Origin of the sequence: Gemmobacter sp., from assembly GCF_016792925.1 — a bacterium.
Taxonomy (GTDB): domain Bacteria; phylum Pseudomonadota; class Alphaproteobacteria; order Rhodobacterales; family Rhodobacteraceae; genus Gemmobacter.
This window is the reverse complement of record NZ_JAEULU010000326.1, coordinates 1-6,124: the sequence shown is the minus strand read 5'-3', so window position 1 is coordinate 6,124 and position 6,124 is coordinate 1. Positions and strand designations below refer to the sequence as shown.

The window sequence follows — 6,124 nt, the reverse complement described above, 5'->3', positions numbered from 1 at the left end:
AGTGGCCACCATCGACATCGCCAACTCCTCCTCGCGCATCAAGCAATCCGACATCGACCTCTGCACCACCAATGGCGTGACCGAGATCATGGAAGTGCGCTTTGGCTATGACGGCATCGTCTTCGCCTCCGACATCGGCGGCGCCGATTTCGCGCTGACCCCCTCGGATGTCTACAGCGCGCTGGCCGCCAATGTCGCCAAGGATGGCGCGCTGGCCGCCAATGCCGCGAAACAGTGGTCGGAGGTGAACGCCACCCTGCCCGCGCAGGACATCCTGGCCTTCATCCCCGGCACCAAGCACGGCACCCGCGAAGTGTTCGACGTGAAGCTGCTGGAAGAAGGCTGCAAGGCCACCGGCGCCTATGACCTGTTCCTCGCCGCCTCGACCGGCGCCGATGACGACGCCAAGAAAAAAGAAGCCGTCGAGAAATGCCTTGAGGTCCGCACCGATGGCGCATCGGTCGACATCGACGGCGACTATACCGAGACCCTGGCCCGCATCGCCGCCAACAAGACCGCTGTGGGCGTGTTCGGCCTGTCCTTCTACCAGAACAACACCGACAAGCTGAAAGTGGCCACCATCGACGGCGTGGTGCCCTCGGTCGAGACCATCGCCAAGGGCGATTACCCGGTGTCGCGCCCGCTGTTCTTCTACGTCAAGAAGGCGCATCTGGGTGTGATCCCCGGCCTGAAGGAATATATCGAGTTCTTCGTCTCGGACGACATGGCTGGCCCCGATGGCCCGCTGGCCGCCTATGGCCTCGTGTCGGACCCGGAGCTGGCCGCGACGCAAGCCGCCGTTGCCGCCGAGACCCCGATGGGCCCGCTGAAGTAAGGCGCCAAAGACAACCGGGGGGTGCGGGCTGTCCGCGCCCCCTTTTTTCCTGAACGGACGCAAGACATGAGCCTTGGTCTCCTCTCCCTCATCGTGCTGGGCCTTGCGGTCCTTGGTTTTCTGGCCGGACGGCAGCGCGCGCTGCGGCTGGCCCAGGGCGATGCGCGGCGCCTGCATTCGCTGCCCTCCTATTACGGCTGGCAGGTCTTCCTGTTCACCGCCGTGCCTGCCCTTGCGCTGATGCTGGGCTGGGCCTTCCTGCAACCGATGCTGGTGGATGCCCGCGTGGCCTCGCACCTGACGCTGGCCGAGGGCGCCAGCCTTGAGCTGATGATGAACGACGTGCGCCGCGTGGCCGAGGGCCTGACCCTGCTGCCAGCCCCGTCGAGCGATCTGGCCACCCTGAAAACCCAGCTTTCCGATGCCGGTGTGGCCCTGGGCGCCGAGCTGCGCCCCGATGTGCTGACCGCCGCCCGCGAATATCACAGCGAAAGCGCCAGCCTGCGCATGATCCTGTCGGGCCTCGTGATCCTCGTAGCACTTGCCGGGCTTGGCCTCTCGCTCGCCCGCATCAATCCCGAACAGCGCGCCCGCAATCTGGTCGAGCATTTCGTGCTGGTGCTGCTGATCGGCTGCGCGCTGGTCGCCGTTGCCACCACCTTCGGCATCATCGCCTCGCTGGTCACCGAAAGCTGGCATTTCTTCCAGCTTTACCCGGCCCGCGACTTCCTGTTCTCGACCGAGTGGAACCCGAAATTCGGCGGCGGCTCGTCGCTGGGCCTGTGGCCGCTGGTCTGGGGCACGCTCTATGTCTCGCTGATCTCGCTGGCCGTCGCCGCCCCCTTGGGCCTTCTGGCCGCGATCTACCTGTCGGAATATGCGGGCCCCAAAACCCGCGCCACCGTCAAGCCGCTGCTGGAGATCCTCGCGGGGATCCCCTCGATCGTCTATGGCCTCTTTGCGCTGATCACCGTCGGCCCCCTGCTGCGCGATTACTTCGCCATGCCGATGGGCTGGGGCGACAGTTCGTCCTCGGTGATGACCGCGGGCCTCGTCATGGGCATCATGCTGATCCCCTATGTCTCCTCGCTGTCGGATGACATCATCAACGCCGTGCCGCAGGCCATGCGCGACGGCTCCTATGGCCTTGGCGCCACCCAATCCGAAACCATCAAACGCGTCGTGCTGCCCGCCGCCCTGCCCGGCATCGTCGGCGCCGTGCTGCTGGCCGCCAGCCGCGCCATCGGCGAGACGATGATCGTGGTGATGGGCGCCGGCGCCGCCGCCAAGCTCAGCCTCAACCCCTTCGAGGCCATGACCACCGTGACCGTCAAGATCGTCAGCCAGCTGACCGGCGATACCGAATTTGCCAGCCCCGAGACGCTGGTGGCCTTTGCCCTGGGCCTCACGCTGTTCTGCTTCACCCTCGCCCTGAACGTGGTCGCCCTCGTGATCGTGCGCAAATACCGGGAGCAATACGAATGACCGACGCGACCCTGCACTCCCCTCAGCCGCCGCGCTCGCTGCTGGTCGCGGATGCCCGCACCCGCCGCCGCAAGGCCGCCGAGACCCGCTTCCGCGCCTATGGCCTCATCGCCATCAGCCTCGGCCTCGCCGCCCTCGTCTTCCTGCTCACCTCGGTTCTGGGCAATGGCCTTGGCGCCTTCCGCCAGACCTTTGTGGAAATCCCGGTGACGCTGGACGAGGCCACGCTGGACAAGGCCGGCACCCGTGACCCCAAGGCCATGGCCAAGGTCACCACCGTGGGCTATGGCAAGCTGATCGCATCGGCGCTGGAGGCCGAACTCGCCGCCAAGGGCCTTGATACCGCCGCCGTGGACAGCAAGGCCATCATGGGCCTGATGTCCAAGGAGGCCCCGGCCGACCTGCGCAATCAGGTGCTGGCCGACCCCTCGCTGATCGGCCAGACCATCACCTTCGACGCCGCCGCCACCAGCCGGGTGGACGGGTTCTTCAAGGGCCGCGTCACGCTGGAAAGCGCCGCCCGCGACAGCAATATCTCGCCCGAGCAACTGCAACTGGCGCAGGCCATGGCGGATGTCGGCCTGATCGAGACCAAGCTCAACCTCTGGGGCTTCCTTTCCGCCCCCGATGCGTCCGAACTGCGCCCCGAAGTGGCGGGCCTCGGCGTCGCCATCCTCGGCTCGGCCTATATGATGCTGATCGTGCTGTGCCTCTCGCTGCCCATCGGCGTGGCCGCCTCGATCTATCTGGAGGAAATGGCGCCGAAGAACAAATGGACCGACCTGATCGAGGTGAATATCGCCAACCTCGCCGCCGTGCCCTCCATCGTCTACGGCATCCTGGCGCTGGCTTTGTTCATCAACTTCATGGGCCTGCCGCAATCGGCGCCGGTCGTGGGCGGCCTCGTCCTCACCCTGATGACGCTGCCCACCATCATCATCGCCACCCGCGCCGCGCTGAAAGCCGTGCCGCCCTCGATCCGCGATGCGGCGCTTGGGGTGGGGGCGTCCAAGATGCAGTCGATCTTCCACCACGTCCTGCCTTTGGCGATGCCCGGCATCCTCACCGGCACCATTCTGGGCCTCGCGCGCGCCCTGGGCGAAAGCGCCCCCCTGCTGCTGATCGGCATGGTCGCCTTCGTGAAGGATTTCCCCTCCGCCCCGCCCGAGGGGCTGATGGAACCCGCCACCGCCCTGCCCGTGCAGGTCTATCAATGGACGCAGCGGTCCGATCCGGCCTTTGTGGAGCGCGCCTCCGGGGCTATCATCGTCCTGCTGGTCTTCCTTCTGATCATGAACGCGGTCGCCATCGTGCTGCGCCGCCGCTTTGAACGCCGCTGGTAAAAGGGGCCAAACCCATGAACGATATGCGAATTGCGGAGCGAGCCGTGTCTTCTGAAACCTCGAAGATGAGCGCGCAGGGCGTGCAGGTCTATTACGGCGCCAACCACGCCCTCAAGGATGTGAATGTCGAGATCCTCGACAAGACCGTCACCGCCTTCATCGGCCCGTCGGGCTGTGGCAAATCCACCTTCCTGCGCTGCCTGAACCGGATGAACGACACCGTGGCCTCGGCCCGTGTGCTGGGCACCATCCTGCTGGAAGGCGAAGACATCTATGACAAGCGCGTGGACCCGGTGACGCTCCGCGCCAAGGTGGGCATGGTGTTCCAGAAGCCCAACCCCTTCCCCAAGTCGATCTACGAGAACGTGGCCTATGGCCCGCGCATCCACGGCCTGACCCGCAACAAGGCGGAGCTGGACGAGGTGGTGGAACAATCGCTGCGCAAGGCCGCGCTGTGGAACGAGGTGAAAGACCGCCTCGATGCCCCCGGCACCGGCCTCTCGGGCGGCCAGCAGCAACGCCTCTGCATCGCCCGCGCCATCGCCACCTCGCCCGAGGTGCTGCTGATGGACGAACCCTGCTCGGCGCTCGACCCCATCGCCACCGCGCAGGTCGAGGAGCTGATCGACGAGCTGCGCTCGCAATTCTCGGTGGTCATCGTCACCCACTCCATGCAGCAGGCCGCCCGCGTCAGCCAGCGCACCGCCTTCTTCCACCTCGGCAATCTGGTGGAATATGGCGAAACCGGCCAGATCTTCACCAATCCGCGCGATCCGCGCACCGAATCCTACATCACCGGCCGGATCGGCTGAGCGAGGACATCATGCAGACCGAAAAACACATTGTCTCCGCTTTTGACCGCGATCTTGAAGGCGTGCAGGCCACGCTGATGAAAATGGGCGGGCTGGTCGAGGCCGCCATCCTGGATGCCGCGCTGGCGCTGGAAACCCGCGATGCCGAGCTGGCAGGCCGGGTGCGCGCGGGCGATGCCGCCATCGACGCGCTGGAGGAACAGGTGCAGACCGAATGCGCCCGCCTCATCGCGCTGCGCGGCCCCACCGCCAGCGACCTGCGCACCGTGCTGTCGGTCATGCGCTGCGCCGCCAATCTGGAACGCTGCGGCGATTATGCCAAGAACCTCGCCAAGCGCTCGCTGGTGCTGAATGGCATGATGCCCATCGAGGGCGCCCCCGGCTCGATCCGCCGCATGGCGCGGGCGGTGGTCATGCTGCTGAAGGATGCGCTGGATGCCTATATCGCCCGCGACAGCGTGAAGGCGCAGGATGTCCGCCAGCGCGACCGCGAGATCGACCAGATGTATAATGGCCTGTTCCGCGAGTTCCTGACGCATATGCTGGAAGACCCGCGCACCATCACCCCGGCGATGCACCTGCATTTCATCGCCAAGAACATCGAACGCGTCGGCGACCATGCGACCGGCATTGCCGAACAGGTGATCTATCTGGTCGAGGGCCGCATCCCCGACGAAGAGCGCCCCAAGGCCTCGGGCGTCGCAGCCCTCACCGAAGCCTCGCAGACCGCCCCCCGTTCGGAGAGCTGATCCATGACGTCGCAGGCACAGCCCACGGTGCTTCTGGTGGAGGACGAACCCGCCCAGCGCGAGGTTCTGGCCTATAACCTCGAAGCCGAGGGGTTCGCGGTGACCCAGGCCGCGGATGGCGAAGAGGCGATGATGCTGGTGGACGAGGCCGCCCCCGACATCATCATCCTCGACTGGATGATGCCCAATCTCTCGGGCATCGAGGTCTGCCGCCGCCTGAAGATGCGCCCCGAAACCCGGGGCATCCCGATCATCCTGCTCTCGGCCCGCGCCGAGGAGGTGGACCGGGTGCGCGGGCTGGAAACCGGCGCCGATGACTATGTGATCAAGCCCTATTCCGTGCTGGAGCTGATGGCGCGGGCGCGCGCCCAGCTGCGCCGGGTGCGCCCCTCCACCGCCGGGGTGGTGCTGGAGTTTGAGGACATCCGGCTGGACCCCGAAACCCACCGCGTCACGCGCGGCGGGCAATCGCTGAAACTCGGCCCGACCGAGTTCCGCCTGCTCACCACCTTCATGGAAAAGCCCGGTCGCGTCTTCTCGCGCGAGGCGCTGCTGGACCGGGTCTGGGGCCGCGACATCTATGTCGACACGCGGACGGTCGATGTGCATATCGGCCGCCTGCGCAAGGCCCTGATGCAACAGGGCGGCGTGGACCCGCTGCGCACCGTGCGCGGCGCAGGCTACGCGCTGGGCTGAGAGGCCCGCGCGTCGCCCGCAATTGACCGAGGCCATCGCCGAGGTGATGCGGAAACGCCGACACGTTTGGGCCGATGGCCCAAAGTGGAAACGACACCGCATGGCCTCGAGCCCATACCGGGCGGATCAGGAAACGCAGCGCGTTTCCCCGCCCGCGTGGAAACCGCCGCGCAAGACCGTATCACCCCATGACCGAGATGCCAT

6 protein-coding genes are annotated in these 6,124 nt (G+C 66.3%); all 6 read left to right on the top strand.

Going from position 1 to position 6,124, the window contains the following annotated elements; all coding sequences use genetic code 11:
- A partial coding sequence (locus JNN06_RS16110) for a substrate-binding domain-containing protein (protein WP_291240613.1) occupies positions 1-835 on the top strand: 835 nt, incomplete at its 5' end.
- A 66-nt stretch (positions 836-901) separates the two neighbouring features.
- Positions 902-2,320, top strand: coding sequence for a phosphate ABC transporter permease subunit PstC (gene pstC, locus JNN06_RS16105; RefSeq protein WP_291240612.1), 1,419 nt, complete (start codon positions 902-904; stop codon positions 2,318-2,320).
- The gene (gene pstA, locus JNN06_RS16100) at positions 2,317-3,663 is read left to right on the top strand and encodes a phosphate ABC transporter permease PstA (RefSeq protein WP_291240611.1); all 1,347 of its coding nucleotides are present in this window, start codon (positions 2,317-2,319) and stop codon (positions 3,661-3,663) included. Before pstC ends, pstA begins: the two co-directional genes overlap by 4 nt.
- Positions 3,664-3,677: 14 nt before the next feature.
- A complete protein-coding gene (gene pstB / locus JNN06_RS16095) occupies positions 3,678-4,475 on the top strand; it encodes a phosphate ABC transporter ATP-binding protein PstB (RefSeq protein ID WP_291240610.1) in 798 nt (265 codons plus the stop codon).
- An 11-nt stretch (positions 4,476-4,486) separates the two neighbouring features.
- Positions 4,487-5,224: a phosphate signaling complex protein PhoU gene (gene phoU, locus JNN06_RS16090; protein WP_291240609.1), complete on the top strand. Its 738-nt coding sequence runs from the start codon at positions 4,487-4,489 to the stop codon at positions 5,222-5,224.
- A gap of 3 nt (positions 5,225-5,227) precedes the next feature.
- Complete coding sequence (gene phoB, locus JNN06_RS16085; RefSeq protein ID WP_291240608.1) at positions 5,228-5,920, top strand: phosphate regulon transcriptional regulator PhoB; 693 nt, start codon at positions 5,228-5,230, stop codon at positions 5,918-5,920.
- The last annotated feature ends 204 nt before the right edge of the window (positions 5,921-6,124 follow it).

Coding starts and splice junctions, on each gene's coding strand:
- pstC (WP_291240612.1), top strand. CDS start 902: ATGAGCCTTGGTCTCCTCTCCCTCATCGTGCTGGGCCTTGCGGTCCTT.
- pstA (WP_291240611.1), top strand. CDS start 2,317: ATGACCGACGCGACCCTGCACTCCCCTCAGCCGCCGCGCTCGCTGCTG.
- pstB (WP_291240610.1), top strand. CDS start 3,678: ATGAACGATATGCGAATTGCGGAGCGAGCCGTGTCTTCTGAAACCTCG.
- phoU (WP_291240609.1), top strand. CDS start 4,487: ATGCAGACCGAAAAACACATTGTCTCCGCTTTTGACCGCGATCTTGAA.
- phoB (WP_291240608.1), top strand. CDS start 5,228: ATGACGTCGCAGGCACAGCCCACGGTGCTTCTGGTGGAGGACGAACCC.